Source organism: uncultured Phascolarctobacterium sp., from assembly GCF_937920985.1.
Taxonomy (GTDB): domain Bacteria; phylum Bacillota; class Negativicutes; order Acidaminococcales; family Acidaminococcaceae; genus Phascolarctobacterium_A.
Map to the genome: position 1 here is coordinate 1 of NZ_CALDXR010000055.1, position 16,070 is coordinate 16,070.

The 16,070-nt window shown below is 51.9% G+C and carries 11 protein-coding genes and 1 riboswitch; all 11 genes read left to right on the plus strand.

Features of this window, described 5'->3' with window-relative positions; all coding sequences use genetic code 11:
• The first annotated feature begins 228 nt into the window (after window positions 1-228).
• The 11 genes from Q0612_RS09385 to Q0612_RS09435 all read left to right on the plus strand — a co-directional run bounded on the left by Q0612_RS09385 (window position 229) and on the right by Q0612_RS09435 (window position 15,832).
• Entirely contained in the window at window positions 229-3,396 is a 3,168-nt protein-coding gene (locus Q0612_RS09385; protein ID WP_298883896.1) for a PD-(D/E)XK nuclease family protein, read from the plus strand.
• A complete protein-coding gene (locus tag Q0612_RS09390) occupies window positions 3,389-6,778 on the plus strand; it encodes an exodeoxyribonuclease V subunit beta (RefSeq protein ID WP_298883898.1) in 3,390 nt (1,129 codons plus the stop codon). Before Q0612_RS09385 ends, Q0612_RS09390 begins: the two co-directional genes overlap by 8 nt.
• A gap of 8 nt (window positions 6,779-6,786) precedes the next feature.
• Window positions 6,787-6,990 carry a hypothetical protein gene (locus Q0612_RS09395; protein ID WP_210684747.1) on the plus strand — a complete coding sequence of 68 codons (204 nt, stop codon included), beginning with the start codon at window positions 6,787-6,789 and terminating at the stop codon, window positions 6,988-6,990.
• Window positions 6,991-7,073: 83 nt separating this feature from the next.
• On the plus strand, window positions 7,074-8,195 hold the full coding sequence (locus tag Q0612_RS09400; protein ID WP_293692119.1) for a M20/M25/M40 family metallo-hydrolase: 1,122 nt from the start codon (window positions 7,074-7,076) through the stop codon (window positions 8,193-8,195).
• 70 nt (window positions 8,196-8,265) lie between these two features.
• Window positions 8,266-8,382, plus strand: a riboswitch (FMN riboswitch).
• A gap of 81 nt (window positions 8,383-8,463) precedes the next feature.
• Window positions 8,464-9,588 (plus strand): bifunctional diaminohydroxyphosphoribosylaminopyrimidine deaminase/5-amino-6-(5-phosphoribosylamino)uracil reductase RibD, encoded by a 1,125-nt coding sequence (gene ribD, locus Q0612_RS09405; RefSeq protein WP_298883991.1) that lies wholly within the window; start codon window positions 8,464-8,466, stop codon window positions 9,586-9,588.
• The gene (locus Q0612_RS09410) at window positions 9,588-10,238 is read left to right on the plus strand and encodes a riboflavin synthase (RefSeq protein WP_293809892.1); all 651 of its coding nucleotides are present in this window, start codon (window positions 9,588-9,590) and stop codon (window positions 10,236-10,238) included. The genes ribD and Q0612_RS09410 overlap by 1 nt, the downstream gene beginning before the upstream one ends.
• A gap of 21 nt (window positions 10,239-10,259) precedes the next feature.
• Window positions 10,260-11,486, plus strand: coding sequence for a bifunctional 3,4-dihydroxy-2-butanone-4-phosphate synthase/GTP cyclohydrolase II (locus Q0612_RS09415; protein ID WP_298883904.1), 1,227 nt, complete (start codon window positions 10,260-10,262; stop codon window positions 11,484-11,486).
• A 1,163-nt stretch (window positions 11,487-12,649) separates the two neighbouring features.
• Complete coding sequence (ribE, locus tag Q0612_RS09420) at window positions 12,650-13,111, plus strand: 6,7-dimethyl-8-ribityllumazine synthase (protein ID WP_293390416.1); 462 nt, start codon at window positions 12,650-12,652, stop codon at window positions 13,109-13,111.
• Between the two features lie 176 nt (window positions 13,112-13,287).
• The gene (gene hslO, locus Q0612_RS09425; protein WP_298883907.1) at window positions 13,288-14,187 is read left to right on the plus strand and encodes an Hsp33 family molecular chaperone HslO; all 900 of its coding nucleotides are present in this window, start codon (window positions 13,288-13,290) and stop codon (window positions 14,185-14,187) included.
• Window positions 14,188-14,277: 90 nt separating this feature from the next.
• Entirely contained in the window at window positions 14,278-15,330 is a 1,053-nt protein-coding gene (recA, locus tag Q0612_RS09430; RefSeq protein ID WP_009145142.1) for a recombinase RecA, read from the plus strand.
• Window positions 15,305-15,832, plus strand: coding sequence for a regulatory protein RecX (locus tag Q0612_RS09435; RefSeq protein ID WP_298883909.1), 528 nt, complete (start codon window positions 15,305-15,307; stop codon window positions 15,830-15,832). Before recA ends, Q0612_RS09435 begins: the two co-directional genes overlap by 26 nt.
• Window positions 15,833-16,070: the final 238 nt, after the last annotated feature.

Consider the following 16,070-nt stretch of genomic DNA (forward strand, 5'->3'; position numbering starts at 1 on the left):
GGTAGCTGGAAGCGTAATGTTACCTGCAGTTTTGTAAGAACATACTTTAAGTTTAATTGAAGCGGAGAGAAAAGTCAAGTGAGGAGAGAGGAGGTTACTGTTCCTTTCTTCCTAAAAGTTTGTTCCTCAAATAGACAATCTTTGACAGTCGCTTATGGTATAATAAATGGTATAGAGATTTTATCAAGATTACTTGAAGCATTAGAGAAGTAAAAGAAGGAGATTGTTATGGCAAAGTTGATTTATGTACCTCTCGGCTGCAGCCTGCGCTCGCAGCTGGCAGAGGAGCTTTCGCAGCAGCCGTTGGGCGAGGGCGTACTGGTGCTGCCGAACCGCCTGCTGATGGACGAGGTGCGCCGCAATTACCCTAATGTTGAAACCATGGGCATGGACACCTTGGCCAGCAAGCTGATGAATATCAACGGCGGTACCGATTACAAGGAATTGAGCCGTCGCAGTCAGGAGCTGATTGTGCAGGATATTATTGACTACATGATGGAGAACAAGCAGCTTACCGGTATGACCACACACAAGCAGCTGGAATATTTCGGCTCGCTGGCGCATAAAACAGGCTTTGTGAAGGCCATGACCTCACTCGTAAGCCAGCTGTCGCGCTGCGGTGCCACTAAGGACGATATCTACGGCCAAATCCAAAAATCCTTTGAGGAGGATGAGCTGAAGGGCAAGGATTTGGGTGTCTGCAATTTTTATCTGCTTTATCGTCAATATCTGGAAAACAATAACTGGTACGACCTGGAGGGCAAGTATCGTCTGGCAGAGAAGATGTTGGAGAAGCAGGATTGCAAAATTCCCTGGAAGCATATTTATATCTGCGATTTCTTCAGCCTTGACCAGGTGCAGATAAACTTTCTGCAGGCATTGGCAAAGCATGTGGATAATCTGGTAATCAGCATGAGCTACGAAGGACGCAGAGTAAGCTCCGACGAAAAGGCGAAGTATGAATCGATTACCAAGTTTATGCGCGCGAGCACGAACACCGTCAACGCGCTCAAAATTCTTGGTGCGACTGTTGCAAGCCTTGCGGCAGAGGAATTGGGACAAGCTCCGGCAGGCGTTGCTATGCGGCAGCTGCGTCACTTGGGGCATGCGCCTGCACCGGTAATTGCGGAGGGTGTGGAAAGCTACTGTTTTGCCTCCGATGAGCAGGAGATGCGCTGGGTGCTGAAGCGTATCAAGCAACAGCTGGCGCATGAAAAGTGCGCTGCCAATCGCATTGTTGTTGCCGTGCGCGACTTTTCCTTATACAGCGGCCTGCGCCAGCTGGCGGATGAATACGGTGTGCCGGTGAGCCTGCCGCAGACGACAGCGCTGGTGTCGCAGCCATTGGCTGTTATGCTGCGCCTGCTGCTTACTGCCGCAGGCAGGGGACGTGAGGCGGCAACGGCCTATCTGGAGCTGCTGAACTGCGAGCTTTTGCGTCTGTTCTTTGATGTGGATGTGGAAACGGCAAGCAGCCTGCGCACGCAAACGTATTTCAAAACACGTCAGGAGGCTATGCAGAAAGCACACGAGCTGCTGGGCGATGCAACGGAGCTGTGGCAGCAGCTGGATGCTTTTATAGAAAATACCAAAGCGGAGGCAACAATCAGCGAATATGCCGGGCAGCTGACGCAGCTTGTGCAATCGCTGCCATTGGAGGAACGTTTGGGCAGCTTGCATAAGCAGGGAGTAGCTATTGACTTTATGCTGACCTGCCTGCGTAGCAAGGACGCTGTGCTGAAGGCTGTGCAGCAGCTGGTGCATGATTATGATGTTGCGCACAATCTTACCTATAAGCTGACGCTGAGCCAGTGGAACAGCCTGCTGCAGGAGGCCTTGGGACAGGTGCAGCTTACGCTGCGCTTCGGCCGCAGGGACGGCGTACTCTTTACGGAGGTTGGCAACGTACAGGGCCTGAGCTTTGACAGCGTGTATATTATGGGCCTGCGCGAGGGCGAATTTCCGCAGGCTAAAAACGAAAACTGGATTTATAACGATACGGAGCGTAAGCAGCTGGCGGATGCAGGCTATGATTTGCCCACGGTTGGCTCCTCCTTTGATGAGGATGCCTATTTCTTTGCTCAGGCTGTGTGTGCGGCGCAAAGGGAGCTCATCCTCACTTGGCATGAGGATGTGGGCGAAAGCCTGGCCAGCAGCTATCTGGAGGAAATTTGGAAGCTGTTTTTGCAGCCGGGAAGTGAGGACAAGCGTCTGGACAAGAACTATGTGAAATCGCAGACGCTGCCTGATTTCGGCGTTGCTTCGGCGGAGGAGGCGTATAGCGACAAGCGCTTTGCTGCTGCGGATTTGCCGAAAATAGCAGAGCTCAGCGGGCAAAAGGCTCCCTCTGCGGAGCAGCAGTTGGCAGCCAAAGCGGATATTCTGCGTAAGGCACAGCAGCCGGAATATAACGGCGATTTGCAAAATTCCCTGCCGACGAAGCTGCTGCGTAAGCAAATCGGCAGCCGCTTCAGCGCGAGCAGGCTGGAGGCTTACGCTGCCTGTCCCTTCCGCTTTTTGGCGGAGAAGGTGTGGCTGGCGCAGTCGGAGGAGGAAGCGGATGATTTGCTGCAGCCGCGTGATGCCGGTGATATTCTGCACCAGACGCTGAAGAATTTTGTCGAGCCTTATCTTGGGAGCAAAATTATCGGTGAAACTATGGAAGACCTGACGGAGGAGCTGGAAGCAGTCTTTGAGGATGTCTGCACCGCTGCGCGCAATGACGGCAGCAGCACCGTTGCTTCCGTAAACGAGGATATCTGGCAGGTGGAAAAGCAGCGCTTATGGCGTATGCTGGTGCGCTGGCTGCACTTTGAATATGCCGACCAGCAGCGTTGGGGAGGCTTTACGCCGCAGGCCGTGGAATGGGATTTTAGCTCTAAAAACGGCAAGCCCTTGTACCTGACGCTCAGTGACGGCAGTGATGTATCGCTCATCGGCAGAGTTGACAGAATCGACAGCGACGGCGAGCATGCCTTTATCACGGACTATAAAAGCGGCACTCCTCCCACAGGCAGTGCGATGGAGCAAGGGCTCGACCTGCAGCTGCCGGTGTATCTGCTGGCGGTGGCGGAGCTTTCCAAGGAGCAGCTTGCAGTCAGCGGCGGCTGCTATTATTCGCTGAAGGAGGGCAAGCGTAAAAGTGCCTTTTTGCTGGAAAGCGTGGGCAACAGCGACTTGCCGTATAAAAAGCCGAAGAACGCCGCAGAGCTGACCTGGGATAGCTTTAAGCAGGAAAAAGAGCAGCTGCTGAAGGATTATATAGAAAGAATTTATGCAGGCGATTTTGCATTGGCAGGCTGCAGGCGCTGCGATGTATATTGCCCGTTACATGATATTTGCCGTGTGCAGCTGGTGAGCGGCGACGGCGGACAGGGAGGCGAGAGCGATGAGTAAGAATCCTACACCGGAGCAGGCTTTGGCGATAAATACGATTAAAAGCAATGTTTCGCTGCTCGCCGGTGCCGGCAGCGGTAAAACCTATGTGCTGATGAAGCGCTTTGTGCAAATTCTGCGCGCTGATTTGAGCGTTAATCCCACGAATATTGTGGCGATAACCTTTACGCGCAAGGCTGCCGACGAAATCAAGGGGCGTGTACGTCAGGCTGTAAGCGAATGTGTGGAGCAGGCGCAGAATGATTTGGAAAGACTGCGCTGGCAGGAGCATCTGCAGAAGGTGGAGAGTGCGCCGATAAGCACGATTCATAGCCTGTGCAGCCGTATTTTGAGAGATAACCCGGTAGAAACACAGCTTGATCCGGAATTTACGATTTTAGAGGATTTTGAAGCGCAGGACTTTTTTAAAGAAACGCTGCAGCAATATTTACGCAAAAATATCAAGGAAAACGCTGCCCTGCGCAGGCTGGTGCAAACCTACGGCGTCAACAGCTTCGTTAATCAGGTTACGGCGCTGGGGGACAAGCTGTCGGAGCTGGTGCGTGAAGATAATCTGGCAGAGCCTTATCTTAAGGCGAAGGAAGAACTGCCGGCCCTGCAGCAGAAGCTGTTTGCTGCTGTGCGCGAGGTAATCGAAGCGCGCGAGGCTTTGGGGGCAAAGACCAAGGGACGCCAGACCTTGACGGAGGCAGCAGGACTGCTGGACGAAATGCAAAAGCAGCTGCTGGCGCCGGAGCCGGATTGCTCCCTGTTGGATGCGTCGGGCGTTGTTAAGGTTAGCGGCAAGGCGTTGGCAGCGGAGCTGACTAATTTAAAAAATCTGCGTCAGGAGCTGAACAATGTACTTTTGAACGCCAAGGGCTGCGATTTAGTGCAGGATTGGCTCGCCGTGCTGCAGGAGTTTTATGCCTGCCTGAGCGCACGCAAGCAGGAAAATAATGTCCTGTTTAATGATGATCTGGATTTGCTGGCCATCGAGCATTTGCAGAAGAATGAGGCGCTGCGGCAAAAGTATCAGGAGCGCTATAAATATATTATGGTAGACGAGTTCCAGGACACCAACGAACGCCAGCGTCAGCTGATTTATCTGCTCTGCGGCAATAAGCTGGATAATACGAATAATCTTTTTATCGTCGGTGACGTAAAGCAGTCTATTTATCGTTTCCGTCATGCGGATGTCAGCGTCTTTAATAGGGTAAAAGAGGATATTGCGCAGAATGCTGGCAAAAACCTTGGCATGAAAACCAACTTCCGCAGCACGCAAAGCATTGTCGAAAGCTGTAATACCGCCTTTTGTCAGCTGATGGATTTGCCGAAGGAGGAAATCTGCCTGGAGCATCACGAGGGTGCTAACACCGGCGGCGCTAAGGTTTGCCTGCTGCAGGTGCCGTATAAATCCAAGGATGATGACCTGGGCGCTAAAGAGGATAAATGGCAGAAGGAGGCAGAGGCAATCGCCGCCTATCTGCAGCAGGAGCTGCCCAAGGTTGAGCCGCAGCTCAGGCCGGGGGCAAGCAAGGCTATTTTGCTGCGAGCAATGACGCATTGCGAAATTTTGCGCCAGACGCTGCAAGGCTACGGCATAAATTGCGTAGTAGTTAAGGGCAAGGGTTTTTATGAGCAGCAGGAGGTTCTGGATATTCTGAATCTGCTGGCTGCGCTGCACAACCGGTACGCAAGCCTGGAGCTGGCAGGTGCTTTGCGCTCCAACTATTTCGGCCTGAACGATGCTACACTGACGCAGCTTTTCTGGCAGACGGGCAAGGACAGACAGCTGTGGGACGTTTTGCAGGCTGTCGGCAGCGGTGAGCTGCAGCTGAACCTGCAGCCGGAGCAGCAGGCGCTGGCTATGCGGGCTGCCGAACGCTTACGCAGCCTGCGTCAGGCAGCAGCGCTGATGGCACTGCCGGAGCTGTTTGCACAGCTTTGGGACGAGCTGAAGCCGGAATTCGTTCTGTCGCAGCAGGAAAACGGCCCGAGCAAGCTGGCCAATGTCAAAAAGCTGCGCCGCCTGGCACAGCAGTATTGCCAGACGAAGCAGGCTTCGCTGGCGGAATGGCTGCAAAACGTTAAGGATTTGCGCGCAAGCAGCAGCAAGGAGCCTGCCGCTACCGTACAGGCCGATGATGCACTGCAGATTATGACGATACATAATTCCAAGGGCTTGGAATTCGATCTGGTTATTTTACCGCAGCTAGATAAATCAGTGAAGGGCGATACTGCGTCTATCAAATATTTGCCCGGCAAGGAAGGCGAGCAGGGACTTTTGGGCATCAAGGTACCCGATAAGGAAATGCAGCTGCAAAACAGCGGCGTGTACGAGCTGGCGAAGGCGCGCGACAAGGTGCTGGAAGAGGAAGAAGCCAGACGCTTGCTGTACGTTGCTATGACGCGTGCGCAAAAGCAGCTTTTAATGGTCGGTACGGTGGCGGAAGAAAAGCTGCCGGAGGCTGTTATCGGGTTGCCTGCCGCCAAGGGCTGGTGGCAGCAGCTTCAGGCAGTATACGAGGCTGACTGGGAAAAGCAGGAAAGCAGCTGTCCATGGGTACGCCTTTTGTGTGCTGATGCTTTAAGCCCGGCTGTTGTGCAGCAGGGCGAGCAGCAGCAGCTGGTGCTGGAACCGTTGGCCTTGGCACCGCTGCCTGCCTACGCAGCCTGCGGCCGCACTTGCTTTACGGCAAGTGCGCTGCAGACGTATCTGCATTGCCAGCGCCAGTACTACTACCAGCAGGTTCTGGCGCTGCCCGAGCTGGAGCAGACAGTTGCTGACGAGCAGGCGCGTGAGCTGCCGGCAAGTGTAATCGGCAGTATTGTGCACAAAGCGCTGGAGCTGTATAATGGCTATAATGCGGAGGCTGTTTTTGCCATTGCGTTGGATGAATTTGCTCCCGGCGCTGCAGCAACACAGGCCAAGAGTATGTTTGATGCTTATATTGTCAGCGATTTGTATAAAGCATTGCCCAAAAAGCAGAAGCGTGAATTAGAATTTGTACAGCCTCTGCAGCAGGAGCTGGCGGCTGAGGGCGTAATTGATTTGCTGTCCTTTGACGAAGATGATAATATGATTATAGTGGACTATAAAACAGGTACGCCGCCGGAGCCTGACGAGGTGAAGCTGGGCTATGCTTATCAGCTGGCGCTGTATAAGGATGCTGCGGAAAAGCTGTACCCCGGCAAAAGAGTTGTGCGCGCCGAGCTGCACTTTTTGCAGAACATGAGCGTCTGGCAGCTGCCGTTGGATAAATCGTACCTGCAGGAAGCAATAGAGCTGTGCGAGGAAATCAGCGGTAAGGGCGAGGAGGACGATTTCGCCTGCATCTGTAACGAAAGCTGTGCTTACTGTCACTATGCATATCTGTGTCCGCAAAAGAATAAAGAATAGGTGATATAATGGAGATTTTTGCTAAATTGGAAAGCTGGGATTATCTGGCGGCGGCCATGCTGCTGTTTTCCGCATGGCTGCTGCTGGGCGGCATCGGCCGTCTGCAGAAGAGCGACCCGGAGCGTGTTGATGTGAAAAAGCTGCGCATCCGTGCCTGCGGTGGTTTGGTTGCGGGCGCTTTGTATCTGGCCTGTCGCTATCTGCAGCTGTAATATTGCCGGCAGTTAAACTTGCGTGCGGCTTTCATTAAGGTATATAATATGCTTATATATTAAACTACTACGAGGTGACTGTAATGATAAACAAAACAAGATTGATTGATGAATTTATAGAGCTGGTAAGCGTTCCCTGCCCCAGTAAGGATGAAAAGCAGGAAGCGGAGCTGATTATGGCGAAGCTGCGCGAGCTTGGTCTGGAGCCGGAGATGGATAAGGCACACGAAAAAACCGGCGGTACCTGCGGTAATGTGTGGGCCTATGTAAAGGGCACTGTGCCGAATGCTCCGAAGCTGCTGTTCGAAGCGCACATGGATTCCGTAGCACCGACAACAGGCACCAAGGTTGTCCGCAAGGACGGCGTGCTGTACAGCGATGGTACCACAACTCTGGGCGGTGACGACAAGGTTGGCGTTGCTGCCATGCTGGAGGCGGTGCGCGCACTGAAGGAGGATGGTGTAGCTCACGGCGACGTGCAGCTGTGCTTTACCGTCAGCGAGGAAATCGGCTGCCTGGGCGTAGTAAACATGGACCAAAGCTGGATTAAGGCCGATTACGGCTATTGCATGGATATCGGCGGTGCACCGGGCGAAATTACCTACGCTGCACCGAAGCTGTACGATATTTATGTAACCGTCAAGGGCAAGGCTGCCCATGCAGGCATTGCTCCGGAAGAAGGCGTCAATGCGATTATGCTGGCGGCGGACGCTCTGTCCAAGCTGCCTGCTTATGGTCGTCTGGACAGCGAAACCACCTTTAACATTGGCATGTTCAATGCAGGCGTAGGCACCAACATCGTTTGCCCGGAGGCTAAATTTGTCATTGATATGCGTTCTCTGAACGTACCGCGTCTGGAAGCGTTGAAGGATTCTACTATCGCGCTGATTAAAGAAGCTGTTGAAGCCGGCGGCGGTCAGGTTGAATTCGACGTAGTGGAAGGCTGTCCTGCTGTGGAGCTGAACAAGGACCACGAATGCATTAAGCTGGCAGCACGCGCTGCGGAAACACTGGGCTTCCCGGTAGAGCTGAAAACAACCGGCGGCTGCAGCGACGGCAACTATCTTTGCGGCTACGGCCTGCCCTGCGGCCTGTTGGCAACCGGCATGAGCAACGTGCATACTACTGCGGAATATCTGAAGGAAGAGGACCTGTACAACACTGCACGCTGGACCTACGAAATTATTAAAGAGGCAGCGAAGTAAATCATACTGTTCACGTATAGTTTTCTTGACTGGAAGAAAATTTGACGCTATAATAAAAATAACTTCATAATGTAACCTTTGGGGCAGGGTGCAATTCCCGATCGGCGGTAAAGTCCGCTAGCGCAGCAGCGCATGAACCGGTGTGATTCCGGTACCGACAGTATAGTCTGGATGAGAAAAGGTGGCAAAACTGTATTTTTACCGCATATAGGCTCCTTAGGTCTTTATGCGGTTTTTTATATTACTGGAAGGTGATATTTTGGCAAGAATGACAGATGAAGCATATATGCAGCGGGCCTTGGAGCTGGCGCTGCAGGCAGAGGGCAATACCAGTCCCAATCCGATGGTTGGCTGTGTGATTGTGGATGCCGAAGGCAATATTGTGGGTGAGGGCTATCATCATAAGGCCGGCGAACCGCATGCCGAGGTCAATGCCTTGGCGGAGGCTAAGCAGATGGCTCAGGGTGCAACGGCCTATGTAACGCTGGAGCCCTGCTCCCATTACGGACGCACCGGTCCCTGCTGCGTAGCCTTAGCACGCGCGGGCATCGGCAAGGTTGTGGTGGCCTGCCTTGATCCTAACCCAAAGGTTGCAGGTCAGGGTTTGGAATATCTGCGCCTGCAGGGTATAGAGGTTGTTACCGGCGTGTGCGAAAAAGAAGCACAGCGCCTGAATGAACGCTTCTTTACCTGGATTACGAAGCAGCGTCCGTTTATTACTTTAAAATACGCTATGACACTGGATGGCAAGATTGCCACGGCAACGGGCGACAGCAAATGGATTACCGGCGAGGAGGCACGTACCTTCGCACACCGCCTGCGTAAGCAGCATGATGCTGTGCTTGTCGGCATCGGCACGGTGCTGGAGGATGATCCAGAGCTGACTACACGATTGGTGCGCGGCAAAAATCCGGTGCGCGTGGTGCTCGACAGCAGCCTGAAGATTTCGCTGATGGCAGCAGTTCTGAATCCGCTGGCGGATACGATTATCTTTACCGGTTTGGATTCCGATATCGTTAAGGCGGAAGCGCTGGCTGCTCTGCCTAACGTAGAGGTGGTACGTCTGCCGTTGGCTGACGGCGTGCTGCCTGTGGCACAGGTTGTACAGGCTTTGGCCGAGCGCGGTATTACCAGCCTGCTGGTAGAAGGAGGCAGTGCGATTCACGGTGCCTTCTTTGATGCAGGCCTTGCTGACAGAGTGTGCGCCTTTGTAGCGCCCAAGCTGATCGGCGGCGCTGCAGCTCTGCCCCCGGTGGGCGGTGCAGGCAGCAGTCTGGTAGAAACGGGCTGGCAGCTGACAGAGGTCGATATGGAAAAATTGGGCAGTGATGTACTGATAACAGGTCTGGTGCCGGAGCTGGATAAGCAGGAGCTGCTGAGGGAGGCTGAATAATGTTTACAGGATTGGTAGCCGAACTGGGCACGGTGCAGAAGCTGGCGCAGCAGGGTGAATCCTATCACCTGACAGTTGCTGCGGTGAAGGTACTGCAGAATTTGAAAATCGGTGACAGTGTTGCCGTCAACGGCGCCTGCCTGACGGTAGTAAGCATGGATGACACCGCCTTTACCGCCGACGTGATGCCGGAAACCGTGCGCCTGACCAATATCGGCAGCCTGCATGCCGGCGACAGGGTGAATCTTGAGCGCACGCTGCGCCTGTGCGACGGTCTTGACGGTCATATTGTCAGCGGACACGTGGAAGGGCTGGGCGTAATTGCCAGCCGCAGGCCTGAGGGCATTGCGATGGTGGTAACCATCAATACGCCGCCGGAGCTTTTGAAATATATCATCAAAAAGGGCAGCATTGCGATTGACGGCATCAGCCTGACGGTGACGCAGGTTACGGAAAGCAGCTTTTCCGTATCGCTGATTCCGCATACCGCCAAGGAAACAACTCTTGGCTTTAAGGATGTAGGCGACAGCGTAAATCTGGAAACGGATATTATCGGCAAATATGTAGAGCAAATGTTAAAATTTAATCCCAAGCAGACTCAGGAGCCTGCTTTAAATAAAAATATGCTGCTGGAAAATGGGTTTATCTGAGCAGCAACAAAGAGGTAGAAAATGGAAAAGTTTAAGTATAATACAATTGATGAAGCCATCGCTGCGATTAAAGCAGGTCAGATGGTACTGGTAACCGATGACGAGGACCGCGAAAACGAAGGAGACCTGATTATGGCAGCCGAGCTGTGCACTCCCGAGGCTATTAACTTTATGGCTAAGGAAGCACGTGGACTTATCTGCATGCCGGCAGACAGCGAGGTTATGGACAAGCTGCAGTTTGGCGCTATGGTAACACACAACACCGACAATCACGAAACAGCCTTCTCTGTTTCTATTGATCATGTTGATACCACCACCGGTATTTCCGCTTACGAGCGCGCATATACCATGAAAAAATGCGCTGAGCCCGGTGCACAGCCGAGCGACTTCCGCCGTCCGGGCCACGTTTTCCCGCTGCGCGCACGCAAGGGCGGTGTACTGGTGCGTACCGGTCACACCGAAACCACTGTTGATTTGTGCAAGCTGGCAGGCCTGCAGCCGGTAGGCATCTGCTGCGAGATTATGAACGATGACGGCCATATGGCGCGTACTCCGGATTTAATCGAGTTCGCCAAAAAGCATAAGCTCGTTTTCATCACTGTTGCCGAGCTTGTTGCTTATCGCAAGGCACACGAAAAAATGGTGCATCGTGCCGCTGAGGCTGCGTTGCCGACTAAATACGGCAATTTCCGCATTATTGCATATGAAAACGATTTGGATAACCTTTGCCATGTTGCTATTGTCAAGGGTGATGTTGCCGGTAAAAAGGACGTGCTCGTGCGCGTACACAGCGAGTGCCTGACCGGTGATGCCTTCGGCAGCCTGCGCTGTGACTGCGGCGACCAGCTGGCAACTGCGCTGAAGATGATTGAAAAGGAAGGCTGCGGCACTGTCGTTTATATGCGTCAGGAGGGCCGCGGTATAGGCCTGGCCAACAAAATCCGTGCATATGCATTGCAGGATCAGGGCCTTGATACCGTAGAAGCCAACGTACGCCTGGGCTTTGCTCCCGACCTGCGTGATTACGGCATGGGTGCACAGATTCTGGCAGACCTCGGACTCACCAGCATCCGCCTGATTACCAATAACCCCGCAAAACGCATAGGCCTCTCCGGTTATGGCATCACCATCACCGACCGCGTGCCCATCATCATGGAGCCGAACGAATACAACGAACACTATCTCGACGTTAAAGAAGAGAAAATGGGCCACAAGCTGCACGAAGGCTGCAGCTGCGGCAAACACTAAGAAATATATAGGCATGCAAGCGTTGCAATTAACATATCATTGCGCTCAGGAAAAATTTGCTAAAATTTTTATTCGCTTCACGATATATTAATTACGCATCTATAACCTGCTTATAAACAATAAGCACGTCACACTCGGCGCTGCGCAATCTGAAACGTAAACTTCGGCTGAGCAATAAGCACGCCACACTAGGCGCTGCGCAGACCGGAACGGACGACGGGCTCGCAAGCACATCGATGTATAGCGAATTGCGCTCGCAACGGACAGGCACAGGAATTTTTCGCTGGAGTGTTGACGAAGCCAGCGGCAGCACGTCATACAAAAATCAGCGACGTGAAAAATTCTGCGAATCTAGTCGTCGGAATCCGGCGGAGCAGCACATAAGGGCGTTTTTTGGATACTTTTTGTCGACCAGGACAAAAAGTATCAATACCGCAAGCCAAGTCGCCGGAAGACTAAACTTAGCATTAAGTATTTAGAACGCCAAAACTAGGCTAAAACAATCAGAACGCAATACTAGGCGCTGCGCAGACCGGAACGGACGACGGGCCAGCCAGCACATCGATGTTCTGCGAACATCGCCAGCAACGGATAGGCACAGGAATTTTTCGCTGGAGCGTTGACGTAACCAATAGGAAGCACGTCACACAAAAATCAGCGACGTGAAAAATTCTGTGAATCTAGTCGCCGGAATCCGGCGGAGCAGCCGAAAAGGGCGTTTTTTGGATACTTTTTGCCGCCCTGGGCAAAAAGTATCAATAATGCAAGCGAAACGGAAGCACGCAAAACTACGCATAAAGTTTTAGAACGCCAAAACTTCGCATTAACAAACAGCACACCACTCTAGGCGCTGCGTAGACCGGAACGGACGACGGGTTCGCTAGAACACCGATGTTCTGCGAACATCGCTCGTAACGGACAGGCACAGGAATTTTTCGCTGGAGTGTTGACGAAGCCTATGGAAGCACGTCACACAAAAATCAGCGACGTGAAAAATTCTGCGAATCTAGTCGCCGGAATCCGGCGGAGCAGCCGAAAAGGGCGTTTTTTGGATACTTTTTGTCGACCAGGACAAAAAGTATCATAACAGCACGCATAACTAAAAACAGAAAAATAAAACACAAAGCAAAATATAAATTCACAAAACTCAGGAGGAACAAACCATGAAAACCTTAGAAGGAAAACTCACCGCCAAAAACATGAAAATTGCCATCGTCGTAGCCCGCTTCAACGAATTCATCACCAGCAAACTCCTCAGCGGCTGCGTAGACTGCCTCATCCGCCACGAAGCAGCTGACGAAGACCTCACCGTAGCCTGGGTACCCGGCGCCTTCGAAATCCCCATGGCAGCAAAAAAACTCGCAGAAAGCGGCAAATATGACGCAGTAATCTGCTTAGGTGCCGTAATCCGCGGCGCAACCCCGCACTTTGACTATGTATGCGCCGAAGCCTCCAAAGGCATCGCTCAGGTAAGCATGCAAACCGGCGTACCCGTAGCCTTCGGCGTACTCACCACCGAAAACATTCAGCAGGCTGTAGAACGTGCTGGCACCAAGGCCGGCAACAAGGGCGTAGACTGCGCAATGACCGCAATGGAAATGGTAAATCTCTTCAAAGAAATGTAACATTTTCACCGCTTGCCTTTTTGACTATTATGATTTATAATTGACATTGTGGAAGAGCTGATAACAGGCTGTTCCCCATGCATGAAATTTGCAAGCCCGCTAGCAGTAGTTTAGTGGGCTTGTTTTATTAAGCAAGTAAAATTTTTGCCGTAAGGCAGGATTGTGAGGCAGATATTATGGAAGATGTTTTGACAAAGGCTACGGCCGACGGTGTACGTATTTATGCATTATGCACCACTAATCTGGTACAGGAAGCAGCTAAAAAGCACGGCTGCTCCCATCTGGCAAGCGCTGCTTTGGGACGTGCGATGAACGGCGCGCTGCTGCTGGCCGCAACAATGAAGGATAACGAGCGCATCAGCCTGCGTCTGAAGGGCGACGGTCCTTTGGGCGAGGTAGTAGCAGATGCCGAAGGTAGCACAGTGCGTGGTTATGTAGAAAACCCCGATGCATTTTTGCCCCTGAAAAATGGCAAGCTGGATGTCGGCGGCGGCATCGGCGCGGGTAATATTATCGTAACGCGTTATCTGCAGAATGCAGAGCCCTTCACCGGCTACTGCGAGCTGCAGGACGGCGAAATCGCCAGCGACCTGACTAAATACCTCTATGTATCCGAACAGACACCGACAAGCGTTGCTCTGGGCGTACTGGTTGACAAGGACGGCAACGTAACAGCCTCCGGCGGCTTCTTTATTCAGGCTATGCCGGGCTGCACCGACGAGGTTCTGGAAAAGCTGGAAAACAACGTTAACCTGACTCCGTATGTAACCCAGCTGCTGGAAATCGGTTATACTCCGCAAAAGATGATTGAAATTATCGGCCGCGGTCTGGACGTTGATATTAAAGAAACCATTCCCCTGAGCTTCAAATGCCGCTGCAGCCGTGAGCGCATTCTGGCGGCTTTGGGCAGCCTTGATGTAAAATCTCTGGAGGAGCTGGCGCAGGACAAAACTACGGAAGCACACTGCGAATTCTGCAACAGCACCTATGAATATACTCAGGATGAAATCAAGCACCTGTTGGAAGAAAAGGAAAAGCAGGCACAGCTGGAAGCTGCTAAACAGAATATCAAATAACAAAACTTTTCTTGACAAACGAAACTTTTGTTTGTATAATAAAGGCAGTGAAGTGATTAAATTTAATTTTATATATTAGGAGGCAAGCAGATGGACGCAGATAAAAAGAAAGCCTTAGACATGGCGATGCACCAGATTGAAAAGGATTTTGGCAAGGGCAGCATTATGATGCTGGGCGAAGCAAGTGCCAAGATGAATATTGAGGTTATTCCTACAGGTGCTTTATCCTTAGATATTGCTCTTGGTGTCGGTGGTATTCCGCGTGGACGTGTTATTGAGATTTACGGTCCTGAATCTTCCGGTAAAACTACTGTTGCTTTGCATATGATTGCCGAAGCTCAGAAGATGGGCGGCTATGCGGCATTTATCGATGCGGAGCATGCACTGGATCCGGAATATGCCCGTCATCTGGGTGTAGATATTGACGATCTGCTGATTTCTCAGCCGGATAACGGCGAACAGGCTTTGGAAATTGCTGACGCACTGGTACGCAGCGGCGCTATTGATATTATTGTTATTGACTCCGTTGCAGCTTTGGTTCCGCGTGCCGAAATCGAAGGCGAAATGGGTGATTCCCACGTAGGCCTGCAGGCACGTCTGATGAGCCAGGCTCTGCGTAAGCTGACAGGTCTGATTTCCAAATCCAAATGTGCTACTATTTTCATCAACCAGATCCGTGAAAAGGTTGGCGTTATGTTCGGTAATCCGGAAACCACTACCGGTGGCCGCGCACTGAAATTCTACTCTACCGTCCGTATGGATGTACGTCGTATCGACACGCTGAAAAACGGCAACGATGTTATCGGCAGCCGTACCCGCGTTAAGGTTGTCAAGAACAAGGTAGCACCTCCGTTCAGACAGGCTGAGTTCGATATTATGTATGGCAAAGGCATTTCTCATGAGGGCTGCCTTGTTGATCTGGGCGCAGACCTTGATATTATCAACAAGAGCGGTGCCTGGTATTCCTACGGTGATATCCGTTTAGGACAGGGCAAGGAAAAGGTTAAAGACTTTTTGCGTGAGAATCCGGAAATTGCCCAAGAAATCGAAGCTAAAATCCGCGCAGTGACGATTGCCAAGAGCGATAATAAGGAAGCAGCTGAGGAGCCGTTGCAGGATGTGGAGTCGATCTTTAAGGAATAAGAAAAAGGAAGAAGGCTTTACCGGCGCGCAGCAGGTTTATGACTGCGCGCTGGATTTATTGTCTTACCGTGATTACAGTCATAAGGATATGCTGGAGCGCTTGCAGCGCAAGGGTGCAACTAAGTCACAGGCGCTGGAGACGGTGGCCAAGCTGGAGGATTACGGTCTGCTGAACGAGGAGCGTTACGCCCAAAGGGTGTACGAGGCCTGGCTGGCCAAACGCTATTACGGCAGACAGCATCTGCAGCTGGAGCTGACCAAGCGCGGCATACGCCCGGACGTGGCTGCGGAAATCATGGAACGCTTTACGCCTGACATTGAAGAGCAGCAGGCGGAGAATGCGGCGCAGCTTTTCGTGCAGCGCAATCAGCGCAAGCTAACAGCAGAAACTGACAACAAGAAAATATATGCGGCTGCGGGACGCTTTATGGCGGCCCGTGGCTTTTCATCAAGATATGTGCACATTATATTGGGTAAATTGCATTTTTCAGACAATATATAGCGGTTAAACTTGACAATTTTGTTAAATATACACTATAATGTAGTTATCCAATCGTGTTAATATCTACGATTTTCACGAGGCGACGCGTAAAGCGGTTGCCTTATTTTTTGCCCTATTTCAGAATAGATAATACAGTGATTTATTATAGATTCAACGGAATAAGGACATCTATAGCAGACGCAAGCAGGCGCCTGCTGTTACTGTGCAAAAAAATCTTGGAAAAATCTAATTTTAGGAG

What these genes read in the sequence shown, in the direction of transcription:
- Q0612_RS09385 (WP_298883896.1), top strand. Translation starts at nt 229, where the DNA reads ATGGCAAAGTTGATTTATGTACCTCTCGGCTGCAGCCTGCGCTCGCAG.
- Q0612_RS09390 (WP_298883898.1), top strand. Translation starts at nt 3,389, where the DNA reads ATGAGTAAGAATCCTACACCGGAGCAGGCTTTGGCGATAAATACGATT.
- Q0612_RS09395 (WP_210684747.1), top strand. Translation starts at nt 6,787, where the DNA reads ATGGAGATTTTTGCTAAATTGGAAAGCTGGGATTATCTGGCGGCGGCC.
- Q0612_RS09400 (WP_293692119.1), top strand. Translation starts at nt 7,074, where the DNA reads ATGATAAACAAAACAAGATTGATTGATGAATTTATAGAGCTGGTAAGC.
- ribD (WP_298883991.1), top strand. Translation starts at nt 8,464, where the DNA reads ATGACAGATGAAGCATATATGCAGCGGGCCTTGGAGCTGGCGCTGCAG.
- Q0612_RS09410 (WP_293809892.1), top strand. Translation starts at nt 9,588, where the DNA reads ATGTTTACAGGATTGGTAGCCGAACTGGGCACGGTGCAGAAGCTGGCG.
- Q0612_RS09415 (WP_298883904.1), top strand. Translation starts at nt 10,260, where the DNA reads ATGGAAAAGTTTAAGTATAATACAATTGATGAAGCCATCGCTGCGATT.
- ribE (WP_293390416.1), top strand. Translation starts at nt 12,650, where the DNA reads ATGAAAACCTTAGAAGGAAAACTCACCGCCAAAAACATGAAAATTGCC.
- hslO (WP_298883907.1), top strand. Translation starts at nt 13,288, where the DNA reads ATGGAAGATGTTTTGACAAAGGCTACGGCCGACGGTGTACGTATTTAT.
- recA (WP_009145142.1), top strand. Translation starts at nt 14,278, where the DNA reads ATGGACGCAGATAAAAAGAAAGCCTTAGACATGGCGATGCACCAGATT.
- Q0612_RS09435 (WP_298883909.1), top strand. Translation starts at nt 15,305, where the DNA reads ATGTGGAGTCGATCTTTAAGGAATAAGAAAAAGGAAGAAGGCTTTACC.